General features: G+C 72.4%; 19 protein-coding genes. 14 read left to right on the top strand and 5 right to left on the bottom strand.

Features of this window, described 5'->3' with window-relative positions:
* Nucleotides 1–158: 158 nt before the first annotated feature.
* The 6 genes from ftsZ (at nucleotide 159) to ACIOD1_RS19610 (ending at nucleotide 5,302) form a co-directional block, all read left to right on the top strand.
* Nucleotides 159–1,358, top strand: coding sequence for a cell division protein FtsZ (gene ftsZ, locus ACIOD1_RS19635; protein ID WP_365613510.1), 1,200 nt, complete (start codon nucleotides 159–161; stop codon nucleotides 1,356–1,358).
* Nucleotides 1,355–2,104, top strand: coding sequence for a peptidoglycan editing factor PgeF (gene pgeF / locus ACIOD1_RS19630; protein ID WP_365613507.1), 750 nt, complete (start codon nucleotides 1,355–1,357; stop codon nucleotides 2,102–2,104). Before ftsZ ends, pgeF begins: the two co-directional genes overlap by 4 nt.
* Nucleotides 2,091–2,810 (top strand): YggS family pyridoxal phosphate-dependent enzyme, encoded by a 720-nt coding sequence (locus ACIOD1_RS19625; protein ID WP_365613504.1) that lies wholly within the window; start codon nucleotides 2,091–2,093, stop codon nucleotides 2,808–2,810. The genes pgeF and ACIOD1_RS19625 overlap by 14 nt, the downstream gene beginning before the upstream one ends.
* Nucleotides 2,811–2,980: 170 nt before the next feature.
* Nucleotides 2,981–3,598 carry a cell division protein SepF gene (locus ACIOD1_RS19620; protein ID WP_365613501.1) on the top strand — a complete coding sequence of 206 codons (618 nt, stop codon included), beginning with the start codon at nucleotides 2,981–2,983 and terminating at the stop codon, nucleotides 3,596–3,598.
* A 59-nt stretch (nucleotides 3,599–3,657) separates the two neighbouring features.
* Nucleotides 3,658–3,954 carry a YggT family protein gene (locus tag ACIOD1_RS19615; RefSeq protein WP_030155988.1) on the top strand — a complete coding sequence of 99 codons (297 nt, stop codon included), beginning with the start codon at nucleotides 3,658–3,660 and terminating at the stop codon, nucleotides 3,952–3,954.
* 76 nt (nucleotides 3,955–4,030) lie between these two features.
* Complete coding sequence (locus ACIOD1_RS19610) at nucleotides 4,031–5,302, top strand: DivIVA domain-containing protein (RefSeq protein ID WP_365613498.1); 1,272 nt, start codon at nucleotides 4,031–4,033, stop codon at nucleotides 5,300–5,302.
* A 440-nt stretch (nucleotides 5,303–5,742) separates the two neighbouring features.
* On the opposite strand, the gene ileS is transcribed toward ACIOD1_RS19610, so the two are convergent.
* Both ileS and ACIOD1_RS19600 read right to left on the bottom strand, forming a co-directional pair.
* A complete protein-coding gene (gene ileS, locus ACIOD1_RS19605; RefSeq protein ID WP_401903579.1) occupies nucleotides 5,743–8,901 on the bottom strand; it encodes an isoleucine--tRNA ligase in 3,159 nt (1,052 codons plus the stop codon).
* A 589-nt stretch (nucleotides 8,902–9,490) separates the two neighbouring features.
* Nucleotides 9,491–9,787 (bottom strand): hypothetical protein, encoded by a 297-nt coding sequence (locus ACIOD1_RS19600; protein ID WP_365613493.1) that lies wholly within the window; start codon nucleotides 9,785–9,787, stop codon nucleotides 9,491–9,493.
* Here ACIOD1_RS19600 and ACIOD1_RS19595 point away from each other — a divergent pair.
* The 5 genes from ACIOD1_RS19595 (at nucleotide 9,777) to ACIOD1_RS19575 (ending at nucleotide 14,217) form a co-directional block, all read left to right on the top strand.
* Nucleotides 9,777–10,268, top strand: coding sequence for a TraR/DksA C4-type zinc finger protein (locus tag ACIOD1_RS19595; protein WP_365613490.1), 492 nt, complete (start codon nucleotides 9,777–9,779; stop codon nucleotides 10,266–10,268). The genes ACIOD1_RS19600 and ACIOD1_RS19595 overlap by 11 nt on opposite strands.
* Before the next feature lie 166 nt (nucleotides 10,269–10,434).
* Nucleotides 10,435–11,013, top strand: a complete 579-nt coding sequence (gene lspA / locus ACIOD1_RS19590; RefSeq protein ID WP_365613488.1) for a signal peptidase II — start codon at nucleotides 10,435–10,437, stop codon at nucleotides 11,011–11,013.
* A gap of 84 nt (nucleotides 11,014–11,097) precedes the next feature.
* Nucleotides 11,098–12,039 carry an RluA family pseudouridine synthase gene (locus ACIOD1_RS19585; protein WP_365613485.1) on the top strand — a complete coding sequence of 314 codons (942 nt, stop codon included), beginning with the start codon at nucleotides 11,098–11,100 and terminating at the stop codon, nucleotides 12,037–12,039.
* Nucleotides 12,036–12,512: a GNAT family N-acetyltransferase gene (locus ACIOD1_RS19580; RefSeq protein ID WP_365613482.1), complete on the top strand. Its 477-nt coding sequence runs from the start codon at nucleotides 12,036–12,038 to the stop codon at nucleotides 12,510–12,512. The genes ACIOD1_RS19585 and ACIOD1_RS19580 overlap by 4 nt, the downstream gene beginning before the upstream one ends.
* Before the next feature lie 112 nt (nucleotides 12,513–12,624).
* Complete coding sequence (locus ACIOD1_RS19575; protein ID WP_365613479.1) at nucleotides 12,625–14,217, top strand: Na+/H+ antiporter; 1,593 nt, start codon at nucleotides 12,625–12,627, stop codon at nucleotides 14,215–14,217.
* A gap of 50 nt (nucleotides 14,218–14,267) precedes the next feature.
* On the opposite strand, the gene ACIOD1_RS19570 is transcribed toward ACIOD1_RS19575, so the two are convergent.
* Together ACIOD1_RS19570 and ACIOD1_RS19565 are read right to left on the bottom strand one after the other, a co-directional pair.
* On the bottom strand, nucleotides 14,268–15,305 hold the full coding sequence (locus tag ACIOD1_RS19570; protein ID WP_401903577.1) for an SDR family NAD(P)-dependent oxidoreductase: 1,038 nt from the start codon (nucleotides 15,303–15,305) through the stop codon (nucleotides 14,268–14,270).
* Nucleotides 15,306–15,370: 65 nt separating this feature from the next.
* Nucleotides 15,371–16,570, bottom strand: a complete 1,200-nt coding sequence (locus ACIOD1_RS19565; RefSeq protein WP_401903575.1) for a UDP-N-acetylglucosamine--N-acetylmuramyl-(pentapeptide) pyrophosphoryl-undecaprenol N-acetylglucosamine transferase — start codon at nucleotides 16,568–16,570, stop codon at nucleotides 15,371–15,373.
* Between the two features lie 72 nt (nucleotides 16,571–16,642).
* On the opposite strand from ACIOD1_RS19565, the gene ACIOD1_RS19560 reads away from it, so the two are divergent.
* Both ACIOD1_RS19560 and ACIOD1_RS19555 read left to right on the top strand, forming a co-directional pair.
* The gene (locus ACIOD1_RS19560; protein ID WP_365613472.1) at nucleotides 16,643–17,341 is read left to right on the top strand and encodes a response regulator transcription factor; all 699 of its coding nucleotides are present in this window, start codon (nucleotides 16,643–16,645) and stop codon (nucleotides 17,339–17,341) included.
* On the top strand, nucleotides 17,338–18,723 hold the full coding sequence (locus tag ACIOD1_RS19555) for a HAMP domain-containing sensor histidine kinase (protein WP_365613469.1): 1,386 nt from the start codon (nucleotides 17,338–17,340) through the stop codon (nucleotides 18,721–18,723). Before ACIOD1_RS19560 ends, ACIOD1_RS19555 begins: the two co-directional genes overlap by 4 nt.
* Before the next feature lie 51 nt (nucleotides 18,724–18,774).
* Here ACIOD1_RS19555 and ACIOD1_RS19550 read toward each other — a convergent pair whose 3' ends face one another.
* Nucleotides 18,775–19,812: a mechanosensitive ion channel domain-containing protein gene (locus ACIOD1_RS19550; RefSeq protein WP_365614961.1), complete on the bottom strand. Its 1,038-nt coding sequence runs from the start codon at nucleotides 19,810–19,812 to the stop codon at nucleotides 18,775–18,777.
* A gap of 63 nt (nucleotides 19,813–19,875) precedes the next feature.
* Between ACIOD1_RS19550 and ACIOD1_RS19545 the strand changes: the two genes are divergently transcribed.
* Nucleotides 19,876–20,454: a dienelactone hydrolase family protein gene (locus ACIOD1_RS19545; protein ID WP_365613466.1), complete on the top strand. Its 579-nt coding sequence runs from the start codon at nucleotides 19,876–19,878 to the stop codon at nucleotides 20,452–20,454.
* The last annotated feature ends 150 nt before the right edge of the window (nucleotides 20,455–20,604 follow it).

Genomic DNA, 20,604 nt, shown 5'->3' with positions numbered 1-20,604 from the left:
CTGTTCGGAAGAGTCCAAGGAACAGACACACTCATAACCCTAAACTTCAGGGTTAGGGTTCGGGTCGGCGTGTACGAACCGTCCCAATTTCGGCATCAGTCGTCGCAACGCAGGCCCGCGAGGCGGCGACACGTAACTCGAGGCGAGAGGCCTTCGACGTGGCAGCACCGCAGAACTACCTCGCAGTCATCAAGGTCATCGGTGTCGGCGGCGGTGGTGTCAATGCCATCAACCGAATGATCGAGGTCGGTCTCAAGGGCGTCGAGTTCATCGCCATCAACACGGACGCCCAGGCGCTGTTGATGAGCGACGCCGACGTCAAGCTCGACGTCGGCCGCGAACTCACCCGGGGCCTCGGCGCCGGAGCCAACCCGGCCGTCGGCCGCAAGGCGGCAGAGGACCACCGTGAGGAGATCGAGGAGGTCCTCAAGGGGGCCGACATGGTCTTCGTCACCGCCGGCGAGGGCGGCGGCACCGGTACCGGTGGCGCACCCGTCGTCGCGAACATCGCACGCTCGCTGGGCGCCCTGACGATCGGTGTGGTCACCCGACCGTTCACCTTCGAGGGCCGGCGTCGCGCGAACCAGGCGGAGGACGGCATCGCCGAGCTCCGCGAAGAGGTCGACACCCTCATCGTCATTCCCAACGACCGCCTGCTGTCCATCTCGGACCGCCAGGTCAGCGTCCTGGACGCCTTCAAGTCGGCCGACCAGGTCCTGCTGTCGGGCGTCCAGGGCATCACCGACCTGATCACCACCCCGGGTCTGATCAACCTCGACTTCGCGGACGTCAAGTCCGTGATGTCCGAGGCCGGATCGGCCCTCATGGGCATCGGCTCGGCCCGCGGCGACGACCGCGCGGTGGCCGCCGCCGAGATGGCGATCTCCTCGCCGCTGCTGGAGGCGTCCATCGACGGCGCCCGCGGTGTGCTGCTCTCCATCTCCGGTGGCTCCGACCTCGGTCTCTTCGAGATCAACGAGGCCGCGCAGCTGGTCAGCGAGGCCGCCCACCCCGAGGCGAACATCATCTTCGGCGCCGTCATCGACGACGCGCTCGGCGACGAGGTCCGCGTCACGGTGATCGCGGCCGGCTTCGACGGGGGACAGCCCCCGGCCCGCCGGGACAACGTCGTCGGTGCCGCGTCCACCAAGCGCGAGGAGCCGGCCCCCGCGCCGGTCCGCGCGCCGGAGCCGGTCCGTCCGGCCTTCGGCGGACTCGGCAGTGTCACCCCGCGCGAGGAGCACCAGGCTCCGGTGGAGATCCCGGTCGAGCCGGCTCCGGCACCGCAGGTCCCGACCGCCCGGCCGTACCAGGACAGCCCGGCCGAAGAGCTGGATGTCCCGGACTTCTTGAAGTGACCCTGGGGCAGCATCACGAGAACGGCGCCCACTTCGCCTTCACCGACCGGTGGGGCGGAGTGAGCGCCGTTCCGTACGAGGAGCTCAATCTCGGCGGCGCGGTCGGAGACGACCCGGCCGCCGTTCGCGCGAACCGGGCCGCCGCGGCGGGGGAGCTGGGCATCGACCCGGAACGGGTCGTCTGGATGAACCAGGTCCACGGCCGCGACGTCGCGGTGGTGGACGGCCCCTGGCCGGCCGGGGTCCCGATCCCCGCCGTCGACGCGGTGGTGACCGCCCGTCGGGGGCTCGCCCTCGCGGTGCTGACCGCGGACTGCGTCCCGGTCCTGCTGGCCGATCCCGTCGCCGGGATCGTCGGCGCCGCCCACGCCGGGCGGCCCGGGCTGGTCGCGGGGGTGGTGCCGGCCGCGGTCGAGGCGATGGTGGCCCTGGGCGCGGACCCCGCGCGCATGGTCGCGCGTACCGGACCGGCCGTCTGCGGACGCTGCTACGAAGTCCCGGAGCAGATGCGGGAGGCGGTCGCCGCGGTGGTGCCGGCCGCGCGGGCCGAGACCAGTTGGGGGACCCCGGCCGTGGATGTGGTCGCCGGAGCGCACGCGCAGCTGGCGGAGGCGGGGGTGGCGCGAACCCACCGATCGCCGTTCTGCACACTGGAGTCGCGGGACCACTTCTCTTACCGCCGCGACCGGGTGACCGGCCGGCTCGCCGGATATGTGTGGTGTGAACAGATTGATGACGGATCGTAAGTCGGAGCTCGCCGAGAACCTGGCGCGGGTGGAGGAGCGGATCGCCTCCGCCTGCGCGGCCGCGGGCCGCGGGCGGGAGGAGGTGACCCTGATCGTGGTCACCAAGACCTACCCGGCGAGTGACGTACGACTGCTGGCGGACCTGGGCGTCCGTCATGTTGCGGAGAATCGCGACCAGGACGCCGCCCCCAAAGCCGTCGCCTGTGCGGATCTGCCGCTGAGCTGGCACTTCGTCGGCCAGTTGCAGACGAACAAAGTCCGTTCGGTGGCGGGATACGCGCAAGTGGTGCAGTCGGTCGACCGGCCGAAGCTCATCAGCTCCCTGTCGGCCGCCGCGGTCGCCCAGGGCCGCGAACTGGGGTGCCTGATCCAGATCGCCCTGGACGCCGAGTCGGGCGAACGGGGCGACCGGGGCGGGGCGGCGCCGGACCTCCTCCCGGAGTTGGCGGACCTCGTGGCCGCCGCCCCGGGACTGCGGATCGACGGCCTGATGACCGTCGCCCCCCTCGCCGGCTCCTACGCCGGACGCGAACGGGCGGCGTTCGAGCGGCTGGTGGAATTGTCATCCGGCCTGCGCGCGGACCATCCGGCTGCCACGATGGTGTCGGCCGGAATGAGCGCGGACCTGGAACAGGCGGTGCTGGCGGGTGCGACACATGTACGCGTCGGCACTGCGGTACTCGGCGCGAGACCCCGGCTCGGGTAACGTCGCGAAGAAAGTCGGACCACAGCAGAAAATATGGTCATTTCCGCAGATGAGCGGACAGACCACGTGGATCGCGGGCAGTTGGTGACTTTGGTGACACAGCGATCTCGCTGACTGACACAGCGACACCTGCGACAGGGCGATCCACCACAGAGCGGAGGACTCGGAGAATGGCCGGCGCGATGCGCAAGATGGCGGTCTACCTCGGCCTCGTGGAGGACGACCGGTACGACAACCCGGGGTACGACCCCGATGACGAGTTCGAGCCCGAGCCGGAACCCGAGCGCCCCCGAGAGCGGGAGCGCCGGCAGCAGCCCGTGCATCAACCACCCGTAACGGACGAACCGGTACGAGTCGCACAGCCCCCCGCGCAACGAGAGCCCCTTTCCATTCCGGTGGAAAGCGGACGTCCAGCGCGAATTGCCCCCGTGGCATCCATCACACCTGACCGCACCAACCTGGAGAAGAACGCACCCGTGATCATGCCCAAGGTCGTCTCCGAGCGGGAGCCGTACCGCATCACGACGCTGCACCCCCGGACCTACAACGAGGCCCGTACCATCGGGGAACACTTCCGTGAGGGCACTCCGGTGATCATGAATCTCACGGAGATGGACGACACGGACGCGAAGCGTCTGGTCGACTTCGCCGCGGGCCTCGTGTTCGGTCTGCACGGCAGCATTGAACGCGTGACACAGAAGGTGTTCCTGCTGTCGCCTGCTAACGTCGATGTCACGGCGGAGGACAAGGCCCGCATCGCGGAGGGCGGGTTCTTCAACCAAAGCTAGACCGATCCGTCAGATACGGGACCGGGGACAGAGCGGAACAGGGGAGAGGGAAGCGCGGGATGGGCGTCGCACTACAAGTGGTCTACATCGCGCTGATGTGCTTCCTGATCGTCCTGATCTTCCGCCTGGTCATGGACTACGTGTTCCAGTTCGCACGTTCATGGACGCCCGGCAAGGCAATGGTGGTCGTCCTGGAGGCCACCTACACTGTCACCGATCCACCGCTCAAGCTTCTTCGGCGGTTCATCCCGCCGTTGCGTCTCGGGGGCGTGGCACTCGACCTGTCCTTCTTCGTTCTGATGATCATCGTTTACATCCTCATCAGCTTCGTGAGCACCGCTGCGAGAAGCGTGTGAGCGATGTGTTCCCCACACGCGCGGGGATGATCCAGGTCTTGCCGACTGCCGACGACTACGTAGAGGTGAAGAAGACATGCCGCTGAGCCCCGAGGACGTGCGGAACAAGCAGTTCACGACCGTCCGCCTCCGAGAAGGCTATGACGAGGACGAGGTTGATGCCTTCCTCGACGAGGTCGAGTCCGAACTGACGCGCCTGCTGCGCGAGAACGAGGACCTGCGCGCCAAGCTGGCCGCCGCCACGCGTGCCGCCGCGCAGAACCAGCAGCAGCAGGGCATGCGCAAGCCGGAGCCCCAGGACCAGCGCGGCCCGGGCGCCCCCGTGCCCGCGGCCATATCCGGCCCGCCGCAGCAGCAGCAGCCGCAGATGGGCCCGCCGCAGCTGCCGGGCGGACAGCCCCAGCTGCCCCCCGGCCCGGGGGGACACGGACCGCAGGGTCCGGGTCAGATGGGCAACCCCATGCAGCAGCAGTCCATGGGCGGCCAGAACCCGATGGGTCAGCCGCAGATGGGCCAGAACCCGATGGGTCAGAACCCCATGGGTCAGCAGCAGATGGGTCAGAACCCCATGGGCCAGCAGATGCAGCCCATGCAGCAGCAGCAACAGCAGCAGCAGCAGTCCATGGGCGGGCAGAACCAGCTCGGCCAGCCGATGGGCCAGCAGATGCAGCCGATGGGGCAGCAGATGCAGCCCATGGGCCAGCAGATGCAGCAGATGGGTCAGCCGCAGCTCCCGCAGCAGGGCCCCGGTGGCGACAGTGCCGCCCGCGTCCTGTCGCTCGCGCAGCAGACCGCCGACCAGGCGATCGCGGAGGCCCGTTCCGAGGCCAACAAGATCGTCGGCGAGGCCCGCAGCCGCGCCGAGGGCCTGGAGCGGGACGCCCGTGCCAAGGCCGACGCGCTGGAGCGGGACGCGCAGGAGAAGCACCGCGTCGCGATGGGCTCCCTGGAGTCCGCCCGCGCCACGCTGGAGCGCAAGGTCGAGGACCTGCGGGGCTTCGAGCGTGAGTACCGCACGCGTCTGAAGTCCTACCTGGAGTCGCAGCTGCGCCAGCTGGAGACCCAGGCCGACGACTCGCTGGCTCCGCCGCGCGGCCCCTCGGGTCCGGCGCTGCCGCCGTCGCCGTCCCCGTCGATGGCTCCGGCCGGCGCGATGGGCCACTCCATGGGCGGCCCGTCCCCCATGGGCGGTCCCTCCCCGATGGGCGGTCCGTCCTACGGTGGCCAGCAGCAGATGTCCCCGGCGATGACGCAGCCGATGGCTCCCGTGCGGCCGGCTGCTCCGCAGCCGATGCAGCAGGCGCCGTCTCCCATGCGGGGCTTCCTGATCGACGAGGACGACAACTAGAGGCGCTGCCGCCTCTGTCGGCAGTCTTTACGGGCCGGGCCCGGTTCCCCTGCGGGGGTGCCGGGCCCGGCCCGTTTCGCGTTCCCGGCCCCGTTCCCCGGGCTCGGCCCGGACCCGTGGTCGGGTGCGGCGCCGTTGCGGGGGCTCCGCCCCCGGGCCCCCGCGCCTCAAACGCCGGCGAGGCTGGATTTGGTGGGGCCGGAACGCCGGGACGCCGGTGGGGTGGAGGCGGGGGTCGATGGTGGTGGCTGGGAGGCGCGGATCGAGCGGGGGCGGGGCTGGATTTGGTGGGGCCGGAACGCCGGGACGCCGGTGGGTGGAGGCGGGGGTCGATGGCGGTGGCTGGGAGGCGCGGATCGAGGGGCGTCGGGGCCGGGTTGGTGGGGGGACGGGTGTGGCCCGGACCCCCGGGTGGGGGGGCCGGGCCACGGGGGGTGGGGTCAGGCCTTGCGGAGGTGGAAGGTCAGGGACAGGGGGTCGTCCGTGAACGGGTCGCCGTAGGCGGCGTCGGCCTCGCCCGGGGCGAAGTCCGTCGCCAGGACCTCGTCCGCGATCAGCTCGGCGTGGTCCGTCAGGGCCGTCACGACCTCGGCGTCCGGCGAGGACCACCGCAGGGCGATCCGGTCCGCCACGTCCAGGCCGGAGTTCTTCCGGGCCTCCTGGATCAGGCGGATCGCGTCACGCGCCAGGCCCGCGAGCCGCAGCTCCGGGGTGATCTCCAGGTCCAGGGCGACCGTCGCGCCCGAGTCGGACGCCACCGACCAACCCTCGCGCGGGGTCTCCGTGATGATGACCTCCTCCGGGGTGAGGGCCACGGTCTCGCCGTTCACCTCGACCGTGGCCTCGCCGGAGCGCAGGGCCAGCGAGAGCGCCGCCGCGTCCGCCGCCGCCACGGCCTTGGCCACGTCCTGGACGCCCTTGCCGAACCGCTTGCCCAGCGCCCGGAAGTTCGCCTTCGCCGTGGTGTCCACCAGCGAGCCGCCGACCTCGGAGAGGGAGGCCAGCGAGGAGACGTTCAGCTCCTCGGTGATCTGGGCCCGCAGCTCCGGGGAAAGGGCGTCGAAGCCCGCCACCCCGACCAGCGCCCGCGAGAGCGGCTGACGGGTCTTGACGCCCGACTCCGCGCGCGTGGCGCGACCCAGCTCCACGAGACGGCGTACCAGCAGCATCTGCCGGGACAGGGTCGGGTCGATCGCCGCCGCGTCCGCGACCGGCCACGAGGACAGGTGCACCGACTCGGGGGCCTCCGGGTCGACCGGGACGATCATGTCCTGCCAGACCCGCTCCGCGATGAACGGGGTCAGCGGGGCCATCAGCTGCGTGACGGTCGCGATGACCTCGTGCAGGGTCCGCAGCGCCGCCGCGTCGCCTTGCCAGAACCGCCGGCGCGAGCGGCGCACGTACCAGTTGGAGAGGTCGTCCACGAAGGAGGAGAGGAGCTTGCCGGCGCGCTGGGTGTCGTACGCCTCCATCGCGGCCGTGACCTCGGTGGTCAGGGTGTGGAGCTCCGAGAGCAGCCAGCGGTCCAAGACCGTGCGGTCCGCGGGCGCCGGGTCGGAGGCCGACGGGGCCCAGTTCGAGGTACGGGCGTACAGGGCCTGGAAGGCGACCGTGTTCCAGTAGGTGAGGAGCGTCTTGCGGACGACCTCCTGGATCGTGCCGTGGCCCACGCGGCGCGCCGACCACGGGGAGCCGCCGGCCGCCATGAACCAGCGGACGGCGTCCGCGCCGTGCTGGTCCATCAGCGCGATCGGCTCAAGGGTGTTGCCCAGGTGCTTGGACATCTTGCGGCCGTCCTCGGCGAGGATGTGGCCCAGGCAGACCACGTTCTCGTACGCGGACTTGTCGAAGACGAGGGTGCCGACCGCCATCAGCGTGTAGAACCAACCGCGCGTCTGGTCGATGGCCTCCGAGATGAACTGCGCCGGGTAGCGCGTCTCGAAGATCTCCTTGTTCTTGTGCGGGTAGCCCCACTGCGCGAACGGCATCGAACCCGAGTCGTACCAGGCGTCGATGACCTCCGGCACGCGGACCGAGGGCAGGGAGCAGCCCTCGTGCGTGCAGGGGAAGGTGACCTCGTCGATGTACGGACGGTGCGGGTCCAGCTCCGACTGGTCCGTGCCCGTCAGGTCCGACAGCTCCGCGAGCGAGCCGACGCAGGTGAGGTGGTCCTCCTCGCAGCGCCAGATCGGCAGGGGGGTGCCCCAGTAGCGGTTGCGGGAGAGCGCCCAGTCGATGTTGTTGTTCAGCCAGTCGCCGAAGCGGCCCTGCTTGACCGAGTCCGGGAACCAGTTCGTCTTCTCGTTCTCCCGCAGCATCGCGTCCTTGACGGCGGTGGTGCGGACGTACCAGGACGGCTGGGCGTAGTACAGCAGCGCCGTGTGGCAGCGCCAGCAGTGCGGGTAGCTGTGCTCGTAGGCGATGTGCTTGAAGAGCAGGCCGCGCGCGTCGAGGTCGGTGGTCAGCTTCTCGTCGGCCTTCTTGAAGAAGACCCCGCCGACGAGCGGGACGTCCTCCTCGAAGGTGCCGTCGGGGCGGACCGGGTTCACGACGGGCAGGCCGTACGCGCGGCAGACCGCGAGGTCGTCGGCGCCGAAGGCGGGGGACTGGTGGACCAGACCGGTGCCGTCCTCGGTCGTGACGTACTCGGCGTTCACGACGTAGTGCGCCGGCTCCGGGAACTCGACCAGGTCGAAGGGGCGCTGGTAGGTCCAGCGCTCCATCTCCTTGCCGGTGAAGGACTCGCCGGTGGCCTCCCAGCCCTCGCCGAGGGACTTCTCCAGCAGCGGCTCGGCGACGACCAGCCGCTCCGAGTCCTCGTCGCCGCTGCGGCGGGCCACGACGTACCTGACCTCGGGGTGCGCGGCCACGGCCGTGTTGGACACCAGGGTCCAAGGGGTCGTCGTCCACACCAGCAGCGCGGCCTCGCCCGCGAGCGGGCCGGAGGTCAGCGGGAAGCGGACGTAGACCGAGGGGTCCACGACCGTCTCGTAGCCCTGGGCCAGCTCGTGGTCGGAGAGGCCGGTGCCGCAGCGGGGGCACCAGGGGGCGACGCGGTGGTCCTGGGTGAGCAGACCCTTGTTGAAGATCTCCTTCAGCGACCACCACACGGACTCGACGTACTCGGGGTCCATGGTGCGGTAGGCGTCGTCCAGGTCGACCCAGTAGCCCATGCGGGTCGTCAGCTCGGTGAACGCGTCGGTGTGGCGGGTCACGGACTCGCGGCACTTGGCGTTGAACTCGGCGATGCCGTACGCCTCGATGTCCTGCTTGCCGTTGAAGCCCAGTTCCTTCTCGACGGCGAGCTCGACGGGCAGGCCGTGGCAGTCCCAGCCGGCCTTGCGGGCCACGTGGTAGCCACGCATGGTGCGGAAGCGGGGGAAGACGTCCTTGAAGACGCGGGCCTCGATGTGGTGCGCGCCGGGCATGCCGTTCGCGGTGGGCGGGCCCTCGTAGAAGACCCACTCGGGGCGGCCCTCGGACTGCTCCAGGGTCTTGGCGAAGGTCTTGTTCTCGCGCCAGAAGTCGAGGACGGCGTGCTCGAGGGCAGGCAGGTCGACCTGGGCGGGGACCGAGCGGTACTGCGGCGGTGTGGTCATGAGGCTGAACTCTTCCTCCGGCGGGATGTCACGTCCGACCGGAGGGACGAGAGCCTCCCCGTGTCCAGGGACGTGCTGCTCCCGCGGTACCACCCTCCTTGGCCGCCGGACGGGTCCGGTGGCCCCCTCATTGGGGTGCGAAGCCGGTTCTACCAGCCCCTGCGGGCCTTCTTCCGGCGGCTCCGGGGTGATCCTTCACGTCGCGCTCGCCCCCGGGCTCTCACCGTCCCCGGGTCGCTCCTGGCCGCGTCCGACGCTACTCGTCCCCATCCATGCCTCTCGCTGCGCCCAGTGTACGGGCCGGGGCGCGGGTCGGCCGACCGGTTTGCGGCGGCGCGCGGGGGAGCCCCGGGGGAGCTCCGGGCGAGCGGTGGAGGGGGTCGGGGGCGGCCGCGCGGAGGGGGACCGGGAGGGGGTCGGCGTGACCCGGATGGGCGGACGGGCCCGTACGGGATCCACTGGGGCGGGTGGGGCGGATTACGGGGCCTCGGGATGGGCACAACGGATGCAGGTCGACCTCTGTGGACGCGTGCCCCGTTGCCGTGGGGTCGGCGCCGATTTATCGTTCCGGCACGATTCGCGAACAAGATCACAGCATGCGAAAAGGGGCCGCGGCCATGGTGGCGAAGAAGACGGCGACACGGGAGGTGGCTGCCGGGTCGGGCACCACGCCTGCCGCCGAGCGGGCTACTCCGGCCGAGAAGGCGACGACGGAGGTCCCGGCGAAGAAGTCCGCCCCGGCCGCGAAGAAGGCCCCGGCGAAAAAGGCCCCGGCGAAGAAGGCCGCCGCGAAGAGCACCACGGGAAAGGCCACGCCCAAGGCGGACGTGGCCGAGGGGGCGGCTGCGGCCGCGCGGAAGACGGGAGCTCGGAAAGTGGTAGCCAAGAAGACAGCGGGTACGGCCAGGAAGACGGCGACCGCCGCCACCAGTGGCCTGCCCAAGGTGCGGGCCACCGCCGCCGGCGCGCCCGGCGAACTCGCCGTACGACCCGGCGAGGACCCCTGGACGACCGAGGAGGTCGAGGACGCGCGTACGGAGCTGCTCTCGGAGGTGCTGCGGCTGCGGGCCGAGCTGGACGCCTCCGAGGCGGCGATCACGGGCCTGATGCGGGACTCGGGCGACGGCGCGGGCGACGACCAGGCCGACACGGGCACCAAGAACATCACCCGGGAGTCCGAGCTGGCGCTGGCCGCCAACGCGACCTCCATGCTGGAGCAGACCGAGCGGGCGCTGGAGCGGCTGGAGGCGGGCACGTACGGCCTCTGCGAGAACTGCGGGCAGCCCATCGGCAAGGCCAGGATGCAGGCCTTCCCGCGGGCCACGCTCTGCGTGGACTGCAAGCAGAAGCAGGAACGCAGGCACTGACCCGCCCCGGGCCGCGCCGGGGTCCGCCCGGATCCGTCCGGGCCGGCGTCGGCCGGCTCTGGACGGGAGGTGCGGGCCCTGACGTACCCTCGTGTCTCGTCAGGGTCCAGGAACCTGGCAGGGCTGATCGTCGGCAACCTGGTTCGAGCTAGTTCGAGGGACTCACGTGGCAGAGGCGGAGCGCATCATCGGTACGCCGGAGGTCGGGGACGACGCCGAGCCGCAGTCGGACCCGCAGTCGGAGCCGGCCGCGCCCAAGGGGCGCCGTCGGATCGCCGCGCTGATCGTCGTGGCGGTGCTGGCGTACCTGCTCGACCTCGGCAGCAAGATGCTGGTCGTGGCGAAGCTGGAGCACCAGCCGCCGATCCGGATCATCGGTGACCTGCTCAAGTTCGAGGCGATCCGCAACCCCGGCGCCGCCTTCGGCTTCGGCGAGGCCTTCACGATCATCTTCACCTGCATCGCGGCCACCGTGATCGTGGTGATCGTGCGGCTGGCCCGCAAGCTCTACAGCCTGCCGTGGGCGATCGCGCTCGGCCTGCTGCTGGGCGGGGCGCTGGGCAACCTCACCGACCGGATCTTCCGTTCGCCGGGCGTCTTCCGGGGCGCGGTGGTCGACTTCATCGCCCCCTCGCACTTCGCCGTCTTCAACCTCGCCGACTCGGCGATCGTGTGCGGCGGGATCCTGATCGTGCTGCTGTCGTTCAAGGGACTGGACCCGGACGGGACCGTCCACAAGGACTGACCGGGGGCGATCGGGGCCCCGTGCGGGGCCCCGCGGCGACCGTGCGCGGGAATGCTCTTCTGTCGAGTCCTGCATACTCGACAGGTGAGTACGATTCCCGAGATCCGCACCCTGCCCGTTCCCGATGGCCTCGAAGGCGAGCGCGTGGACGCCGCCATCGCCCGTATGTTCGGATTTTCCCGGACGAAGGCGGCCGAACTGGCGTCGGAGGGGAAGGTCTCGGTCGACGGCAGCGTCGTCGGCAAGTCCGAGCGCGTGCACGGCGGCGCCTGGCTCGAAGTCGAGATGCCCGCCCCGAAGCGCCCGGTCGAACTCGTCGCCGAGCCCGTACCCGGCATGGAGATCATCCACGACGACGACGACATCGTCGTGATCATGAAGCCGGTGGGCGTCGCCGCGCACCCCAGCCCCGGCTGGACCGGCACCACCGTGATCGGCGGCCTCGCCGCCGCCGGCTACCGGATCTCCACCTCCGGCGCCTCCGAGCGCCAAGGCATCGTGCACCGCCTCGACGTCGGCACCTCCGGCCTGATGGCCGTCGCCAAGTCCGAGCGCGCGTACACCTCCCTCAAGAACCAGTTCCGCGAGCGGGTCGTCGACAAGCGCTACCACGCGCTCGTGCAGGGCCACCCGGACCCGATGAGCGGCACCATCGACGCGCCCATCGGCCGCCACCCCAACGCCGACTACAAGTGGGCCGTGACCCAGGAGGGCAAGCCCTCCGTCACCCACTACGACCTGATCGAGGCCTTCCGCGCCGCCTCGCTGCTCGACATCAAGCTGGAGACCGGCCGCACGCACCAGATCCGCGTGCACATGGCCGCGCACCGCCACCCCTGCGTCGGCGACCTGACCTACGGGGCCGACCCCACGGTCGCCAAGCGGCTCGGGCTGACCCGCCAGTGGCTGCACGCCGTGCGGCTCGGCTTCGAGCACCCCTCGGACGGCCGCTGGGTCGAGTTCGAGAGCACCTACCCGGAGGACCTGCGGAACGCGCTGGACGTGATCCGGGCCGAGAGCGAGTGACCGCCGCCGCTGCCGTCGTCGTCCGGGTCGCCGCCACCCAGGCCGACCTGGAAGCCTGCTACGCGGTGCGGACCGAGGTGTTCGTGGTCGAGCAGGGCGTGCCGGAGTCGATCGAGTACGACGCCTACGACGCGGTCGCGGTGCACGTGCTGGCCGTGGACGCCGCCGGGGAGCCCCTCGGCACCGGCCGGCTGCTGCACGGCCCCGAGGCCTTGGGCAAGACCGGGTCCCCCGAGGTCGGCTCGCTCGGCCGGCTCGCCGTACGGAAGTCCGCGCGCGGGCTCGGCGTCGGTGTCGCGCTGGTGCGCGCCATCGAGGCGGAGGCCGCGCGGTTGGGGCTGGCCGCGGTGGACCTCGGCGCGCAGACGCACGCGCTGGGCTTCTACGAGCGTCTCGGGTACGTGGCCTACGGGCCGGAGTTCGAGGACGCGGGGATCCCGCACCGCTCCATGCGCAGGACGCCGACCGGCTGATCCGCCGGTCCGAACGGTCCGACCGGCACGGCCGGGGCAGCCGGGGGCGACACGGCCGGGGCGGGACCTTCGGCCGTGGGTGGTCCCGGGCGCGGGCCGGCAGGGTGGGGGAGTGGATCAGCTAGCCCTTCTCTTCGTCCTCCTGCTCGGAGCCGTCGTCACCGTTCCGCTCGGGGACCGGCTCGGACTGCCCGCGCCCGTCCTGATGACCCTCGGCGGGGTGGTGCTGGCCCTCGTGCCGGCCGTGCCGAACGTCGACATCCCGCCCGACTACATCCTGCCGCTGGTGCTGCCACCGCTGCTCTACGCCTCCGTGCAGCGCACCTCTTGGCGGCAGTTCGCGGCCAACGTGCGGCCCATCCTGCTGCTGGCCGTGGCCCTGGTCTTCGTGACCACCGCCGCCGTGGCCGCCGTCGCGCACGCCGTCGTGCCCGGGCTGCCCCTCGCCGCCGCCGTCGCGCTCGGCGCGCTCATCGCCCCGCCCGACCCCGTCGCCGCCACCGCTGTGGCAGGGGCGCTCGGACTGCCCCGCCGGATGGTGTCCATCCTGGAGGGCGAGGGGCTGTTCAACGACGTCACGGCCATCGTGCTCTACCACGTGGCCATCGCCGCCGTCGTCAGCGGCAGTTTCTCCTGGCCGGACGCCCTGGGGGAGTTCGTGCTGTCAGCCGTGGTCGCGATCGCCGTCGGGCTCGCGCTCGGCTGGGCCGCCAACCGGCTGATGGGCAAGCTGGGCGACGCCACCCTCCAGATCGGGCTGACGCTGCTGGTGCCGTTCGTGGCCTACGTGCTGGCCGAGGAGATGCTCGGCTCGGGGGTGTTGGCCGTGCTGACCACCGCCCTCTTCCTCGCCGAGTACGCCTCCGACGCCGACGACGTGCTGGGACGGCTCGCCGGACACACCTTCTGGGAGGTCGTCGACGTCCTGGTCACCGGCGTGGCCTTCGGGCTGATCGGGCTGGAGCTGCACAACGTCTTCGGGGTCGCGCAGGGCCGGATCGGCGAGATGGCCGGGTGGGCGGGGATCGTGATCGCGGTGGTGGTCGGCGTACGACTGCTCTGGCTCCTGCCCGCCGGATGGCTGGCGCAGAGACTGCACAGTCGGCGCGACTACGACGAGGAGATCCCGATGACCTGGCGGGAGAGCGTCGTCATGTGGTGGGCGGGCATGCGGGGCGTGGCCTCGGTGGCCCTGGCCCTGGCCATCCCCCTCAAGACGGAATCCGGGGACTTGTTCCCGGCCCGCGAGGAGATCCTCTTCATCGCCTTCGCGGTGATCATGGCCACCCTGGTGATCCAGGGGCTGACCCTACCGTGGCTGGTCCGACGGCTCGGCGTGCAGGCCGACTCCGACGCCGACAGGGAGGCCGAGCGGCAGCTGGCGCTGCGCGCGGCGAAGGCCGCCAAACGTCGGCTGAAGCAGATCGAAGAGGTCGAGGAACTCCCCGAGGACCTGGTGGAGACGCTCTACCGCAGGGCGTACGACGTCGGCGCCAGGATCAGCCCCGACCTGGTCGACGAGGAGCGCCGCGAGGCCTACGCGAAGCGCGTGGAGCGGATCCGCGACATCCAGCGGATCCAGCGCGAGATGATGTCCGCCGCCCGGCACGAGGTGCTGGCCGCGCGCAGCGAGCCCGGCGCCGACCCCGAGATCGTGGACCGGGTGCTGCGCCACCTGGACGTCCGCAGCCTGCGCGGCTCGTAGCCCACCGGCCGGGGCCCGGACGGTTCGTGGGCCCACCGGCCGGGGCCGGGTCAGACCTGGTAGCGGTCCGGGGCGAACAGGGCGATGTTGTCCGCGACCCACTCCGAGGTGCGGCGCAGCCCCTCCCGCAGCGGCACCCGCGGCTGCCAGCCCGCCCACGCGCGGGCGCGGGAGTTGTCCGACAGGAGCCGCTGGACCTCGCTGCCCGAGGGGCGCAGCCTGGCCGGGTCCACGACCACCTCGGCCTCCCGGCCCGAGGCCGCGATCAGTTCCCGGGCCAGGTCGCCGATGGAGATCTCCTCGCCCGTACCGAGGTTGACCACCTCGCCGACCGCCCGCTCGCACCGCGCCACGGCGAGGAAGCCCTCCGCCGTGTCCGTGACGTACGTGAAGTCGCGGGTCGGGGTCAGCGAGCCGAGGCGGACCTCGCGGGCGCCCGCGTGCAGTTGGGCGAGGATCGTCGGGATGACGGCGCGGGCCGACTGTCGGGGGCCGTAGGTGTTGAAGGGCCGCACCACCGTCACCGGCAGCTCGAAGGCGTGGTGGAAGGAGAGTGCCGTCATGTCGGCGCCGATCTTCGATGCCGAGTACGGGGACTGCGGCTGGAGCGGGTGCTCCTCGGAGATGGGCACCGTCAGGGCCGTTCCGTAGACCTCGCTGGTGGAGGTGTGCACGAGGCGCCGCACGCCGTGGCGGCGGCAGGCCTCGGCGATGTTCTGCGTCCCGGTGACGTTCGTCTGGACGTAGGCGCCCGGGGAGGCGTAGCTGTACGGGATCCCGATGAGCGCCGCCAGGTGGAAGACGGTGTCGCAGCCGGCCACGGCGTCGTTCACCCGGCCCGCGTCGCGGACGTCGCCCGCCCACATCTCGACGCGGCCGTCCGGGTCGGCCAGGTGGTGGGCCAGGTGGCCCTTCTCCCCGTACGGCTTGTAGTGGACCAGGGCGCGGACCCGCGCGCCGCGGGCCACCAGGAGGTCCACGAGGGTCGAGCCGATGAAGCCCTCGGCTCCGGTGACGAGGACGGTGCGGTCGGTCCAGTCGTCGTCGGTGTTCGCGGTGCCGGTGTGGGCGGTGCCGTCGGTGTTCACATGCGCTCCAGGGAGTTCGGGGTGTGCGGGACGCCGCGCGCCCACCAGGGATTACGGGACAGCCCTTAGGGGGCCTGCGAAGGGATCGGGGCCCGCGGAGGGGTCGGGGTCCCGAAGGAGAAGCCGGCGATGTGGACGACCTGCGCCGCCAGCAGTTGCGCGGCCCGCGCGTGCGGGCCCGGTCCGGCGGCGCCGGCCATCGTCGCCAGCCGGGCCGGATCGGCCAGCAGCGGCCCGACCAGGGCGGCGAGGCTCTCGGCGGTGGTCTCGGCATCGGGCAGCAGCAGGCCGGCGCCCGCGTCGGACAGCACCCGCGCGTTGTGGGTCTGGTGGTCGCCGGGCGCGTGCGGGTACGGGACCAGGACGGCCGGGACCCCGGTCGCGGCCAGCTCCGCCACCGTCGCGGAACCGGCCCGGCAGACCACCAGGTCGGCCGCCGCGTACACCAGGTCCATCCGGTCCAGGTAGGGCACGGCCCGGGCGATCCGTTGCCCGCCGCGCGCCGTCAGCTCCCGCACCGCGTCGGGCAGCGCCGCCGGGCCGGTCTTCACCAGGAGCTGGACGTCGTCACGGCCCTGCCACAGCCCGGCCAGTCCCACGGCGGCGCCGGTCAGCCGCAGCGCGCCCAGGCTGCCCCCGTTGAAGACGACCAGGCGCCGCCCCTCGGGGATCCCCAGCGCCCGCCGGGCTTCGACGCGCAGCGCCGACCGTTCCCCGCGCGAGCGGCCGGCCAGCCCCGACAGGGCGGCGGAGATGGGCATCCCGGTGGTCAGCGCGCGTTCCCCGCCCGCCAGGTGCGCGCGGCTGCGGTCGAAGGCGACGGCGATGTGCGGGGTGAGACGGGCCGCGAACCGGTTGGCCCGGCCCGGCACCGCGTTGGACTCGTGGATCACGGCGGGCAGTCCCGCGAGACGCGCCCCGAGCACGGCGGGCGCGCTCGGATAGCCGCCCATCCCGACGACGACCTGTGCGCCCCGGGCCCGGATCACGGCCCGGGCCTGGTGCGCCGAGCGCATCAGGGCGGCGGGCAACAGGTAGCGCTTGGCCCCGAGCGCGGGGTCGAAAGGGATCATGTCGACGGTGTGCAGGGGGTAGCCGGCGGCCGGGATCAGCTCGGTCTCCAGGCCCCGCTCGGTCCCGATGAAGGAGACCTCGGTGCCCGGGACGGCCGCCCGCAGGGCCTCGGCGAGCGCCAGCCCCGGGTAGATGTGGCCGCCGGTGCCGCCCGCACCGATCACGACGGAGAGGTGTGTGGTGGTGGTCATGGCCGCACACTCCCGGTGCGCCCTAAGAAGGTTCTAAGAGGTTCGCCCGCGCTCTTTGGCAGGCTTTGTCCCATGAGCCCGCTGAGCAGTCACCGGATCCTGGTGGTCGACGACGAACCCGAGGTGCGGGCCGCCGTACTGGACGGCCTCGCCGTCGAGGGGTACGAGGTGCGCGGCGCCGCCGACGGGCTGGCCGCGCTGTCCGAGGTGGCCGCCTGGGAGCCGGACGCCGTCGTCCTCGACGTGATGATGCCCGTCCTCGACGGACTCGCGGTGTGCCGCCGCCTCCGGGCGGTCGGCGACCGCGTCCCCGTACTCGTCCTGACCGCGCTGGACTCCGTCAGCGAGCGGGTCGACGGACTGGAGGCCGGCGCCGACGACTACCTGGTCAAGCCCTTCGCCCTCGACGAGCTGATCGCCCGGGTCCGGGCCCTGCTGCGGCGCGCCGCCCCCGACCCGGCGGGCGCGGACGGCCCGCTCGGCTACGCCGACCTGGTCCTCGACCCGGTGACCCGGACCGGGCTGCGGGGCGGCCGGCCGGTGGAGTTCAGCCGGACCGAGGCGGCCCTGCTGGAGCTGTTCCTGCGCCACCCCGGTCAGGTGCTGCCCCGGGAGCTGATCCTGGAACTGGTCTGGGGACGGGACTTCGGGCCGGACTCCAACTCCCTCGCCGTCTACGTGGGCTACCTGCGGCGCAAGCTCGAAGCGGGCGGCGAGCCCCGGCTGGTGCACACCGTGCACGGGGTCGGCTACCGGCTGGACGCCGCGTGAGCGGCGCGGGCCGGCGCCGACTCGGCGCGCCCTGGCGGCGCCGCCGTCCGCTGCGCACCCGCCTCGCGCTGGCCGTCACCGCCGCCGTGGCCCTGGTGGCCCTCGGCGTGTGCGCGGCGGCCTTCTTCGTCGTGCGCGGGGCCCTGTACCGACAGCTCGACCTCAGCCTCACCCAGTCCGCCCGGCTCGCCGCGCAGCGCCACCCCGACGTACGGCCCGGCGTCCTCGCCGGGGAGTGCCGCTTCCTGGCCGCGCCCGCCTGCGCCGAGGTGGTCGCCGCAGACCCGGCCGCCGACAGCCACGAGGCGGGCGGCCTGTTGCCGCCCGTGGACCCCGCCGCCCGGCAGGTGGCCGGGGGCACCAGGCCCCCGTACTACACGAACATCACCGTCGCCGGACATCCGGCGCGGATGCTCACCACCGACTACGCCGACGGCCGGGCCCTGCGCGTCGCCCTGCGCTCCGACAGCGTCCGCGACGGGATCGAGGAGGCGTCCTGGTGGCTCGCCCTGACCGGCGCGGCCGGCGTGCTGCTCGCCGCCCTGCTCGGCTCCTGGGTCTCGCGCACCGGCCTGGCGCCGGTGACCCGGCTCACCGCCACCGCCGAGCGGATCGCCGCCACCCGCGATCCGCGCCACCGCATCGAACTGCCGCCGCCCGGCCGGGAGGACGAGATCACCCGGCTGGCCGGGAGCTTCAACACGATGCTGGCGGAACTGGAGCAGTCGGTCACCGCCCAACGGCGCCTCGTCGCGGACGCCTCGCACGAGTTGCGCACTCCGCTCACCGCCCTGCGGACCAACGCCGAGCTGCTGGCGCGGGGGGAGCGGCTCACTCCCGAGCAGCGCGAGCGGGCCTCCCTCGCCCTGGGCAGGCAACTGCGCGAGGTGACGGGCCTGGTCAACGACCTGATCGAGCTGGCCCGGGACGAGGAGCCGCGGCCCCTGCTGGAACAGGTGCGCCTCGGGGCGCTGGTCGAGCACGGCGCGCAGGCCGCGCGAGAGCACTGGCCCGGCGTGGAGTTCCGGGTGGCGACGGCCGAGGTGGTGGTGGAGGGGGTGCCGGCCCGGCTGAGCCGGCTCGTCGGGAACCTGCTCGACAACGCGGCGAAGTTCAGCCCGCGGGGGATGCCGGTCGAGGTGCGGCTGCGGGCGCGCGAGGGGGGCGGCGCCGAGCTGACCGTGCGCGACCACGGCCCCGGCATCGCCGTCGAGGACCTGCCGTACGTCTTCGACCGCTTCTACCGGGCGGGCGTCGCGCGGGCCCTGCCCGGCTCGGGGCTGGGGCTGGCCATGGCCCGCCAGATCGCCCGGGCGCACGGGGCGGAGCTGACGGCGGGCCGGGCCCCGGGCGGCGGCGCCCTGCTGCGGTTGGTCTTCTGACGGGCACCGTCGGCACCACCGCACCGCACCGGCCCACCCGCCGGTCAGGGGTCAGGGGTGGAGGTCGGCCTCGGTGGTGCTGACGCGGGGGAGGGCGTACGGATGGTGTTCGGCCAGCCAGGTGATCATCCGCTCGCGCACCGCGCAGCGCAGGGTCCACACGTCGTCGGCGTTCTTGGCGGTCATCACCCCCCGCACCACGATGGTGTTGGGGGTGGTGTCGGTGACGGCCAGCGAAGCGGAGCGTTCGTCCCATTCGGGGACGTCCTTGAGGATCTCGGCGAGCCTGTCCCGCATCAGCGCCACCGGCGCCGCGTGGTCCAGGTGCCAGAAGACGGTGCCCGTCATCTGGGCCCCGCCGCGCGACCAGTTCTCGTAGGGCTTGCTGGTGAAGTACGAGACCGGCATCGTGATGCGGCGCTCGTCCCAGGTGCGGACCACCAGGAAGGTCAGGGTGATCTCCTCGACGGTGCCCCACTCCTTGTCCACGACCACGGTGTCCCCGATGCGCACGGTGTCGCCGAAGGCGATCTGGAGGCCGGCGAAGAGGTTGCCGAGGGAGGACTGCGCCGCGATGCCGGCCACGATGCCGAGGACTCCGGCCGAGGCGAGCACGGAGGCGCCGGCCACCCGCATCGGGGGGAAGGTCAGCAGCATCGAGGCGATGGCGACCACCACGACCACCGCCGTGACCACCCGCTGGATCAGCGTGACCTGGGTGCGGACCCGGCGGACCCGGGCGTCGTCGGGGGCGGCGGCGGCGTAGCGGGCGTAGGCGGAGTCCACGACGGCGGTGGCTATCCGGACGAGCAGCCAGGCGCTGCCGGCGATCGTCACCAGGGTCAGCAGGTGGCCCACGGCCGCCGCGTGATCGGCGGGGATCCCGGCCTGCCGGTAGGAGGCCCGGAGCAGTCCGGTGCCCAGGACCAGTCGGAACGGTGGGACGCAGCGGCGCAGCAGCCCCCACAGGGGGGTCTCGGTGTGACGGGCGTCGGCTTTGCGCAGCAGCAGGTCGAGCAGCCACCCGGCGAGCAGGGTGACGAGCAACGCGGAGCCGACGACGATCACGGGGCGCAGGACGCTCTCCATCTCCATGCGGGAGACCCTAGCCACGACGGGCCTTCGCGCTCACGCCGTTCGACGAATGGCACGATGGGAGGCATGAACATCATGCTCTTCCATTCGACGTACGGGCTGCGGCCCGCGGTGCTCGCGGCGGCCGATCGGCTGCGCGCGGCCGGGCACGAGGTCCATGTGCCGGACCTCTTCGAGGGGCGTACGTTCGCGACGGTCGAGGAGGGGATGGCCCACCAGGAGGAGGTCGGCCGCGACGAGCTGCTCAAGCGGGCGGTGTTGGCCTCGGCCCCCTACTCGGACCAGGGCCTGGTCTACGCCGGTTTCTCCTACGGGGGCTCCGTGGCCCAGCACCTGGCGCTGGCCGACGAGAAGGCGCGCGGTCTGCTGCTCCTGCACGGGACGTCGGACATCGCGGAGGACGCCTCGGCCGACGAGCTGCCGGTGCAGCTGCACGTGGCGGATCCGGACCCCTTCGAGCCGCACGACTGGCTGACCGCCTGGTACCTGCGGATGCGGCGGGCGGGCGCCGACGTGGAGGTCCATACCTATCCGGGGGCCGGGCACCTGTTCACCGACCCGGACCTCGACGACTATGACGCGGAGGCCGCCGAGGAGACCTGGCGGATCGCGCTCGGGTTCCTCGACGGCCTGTAGGACCCGCCGACGGCCGACGGCCGACGGGAAGGGGCCGCGGCCCCGGGCGCCCCCCCCCCCCGCCCCGGCCCCCCCCCCGCCCGGGGCGGGGGACACGCCCCCGGGCCCGGCCGGGGGGGGGGGGGTGGGGGGCCGGGCCCGCGCCCCCGC

The sequence above is a fragment of the Streptomyces sp. NPDC088097 genome (assembly GCF_044741845.1).
In the GTDB taxonomy this organism is placed as follows: domain Bacteria; phylum Actinomycetota; class Actinomycetes; order Streptomycetales; family Streptomycetaceae; genus Streptomyces.
This window is presented reverse-complemented; position numbering and strand designations above follow the sequence as displayed.

Bases quoted from the DNA above. Each gene is read 5' to 3' on its own strand.
- ACIOD1_RS19625 (WP_365613504.1), top strand. From the start codon at position 2,091: ATGACGGATCGTAAGTCGGAGCTCGCCGAGAACCTGGCGCGGGTGGAG.
- ACIOD1_RS19560 (WP_365613472.1), top strand. From the start codon at position 16,643: ATGAGCCCGCTGAGCAGTCACCGGATCCTGGTGGTCGACGACGAACCC.
- ileS (WP_401903579.1), bottom strand. From the start codon at position 8,901: ATGACCACACCGCCGCAGTACCGCTCGGTCCCCGCCCAGGTCGACCTG.
- ACIOD1_RS19620 (WP_365613501.1), top strand. From the start codon at position 2,981: ATGGCCGGCGCGATGCGCAAGATGGCGGTCTACCTCGGCCTCGTGGAG.
- ACIOD1_RS19610 (WP_365613498.1), top strand. From the start codon at position 4,031: ATGCCGCTGAGCCCCGAGGACGTGCGGAACAAGCAGTTCACGACCGTC.
- ACIOD1_RS19615 (WP_030155988.1), top strand. From the start codon at position 3,658: ATGGGCGTCGCACTACAAGTGGTCTACATCGCGCTGATGTGCTTCCTG.
- ACIOD1_RS19565 (WP_401903575.1), bottom strand. From the start codon at position 16,570: ATGACCACCACCACACACCTCTCCGTCGTGATCGGTGCGGGCGGCACC.
- ACIOD1_RS19550 (WP_365614961.1), bottom strand. From the start codon at position 19,812: ATGGAGAGCGTCCTGCGCCCCGTGATCGTCGTCGGCTCCGCGTTGCTC.
- ACIOD1_RS19545 (WP_365613466.1), top strand. From the start codon at position 19,876: ATGGGAGGCATGAACATCATGCTCTTCCATTCGACGTACGGGCTGCGG.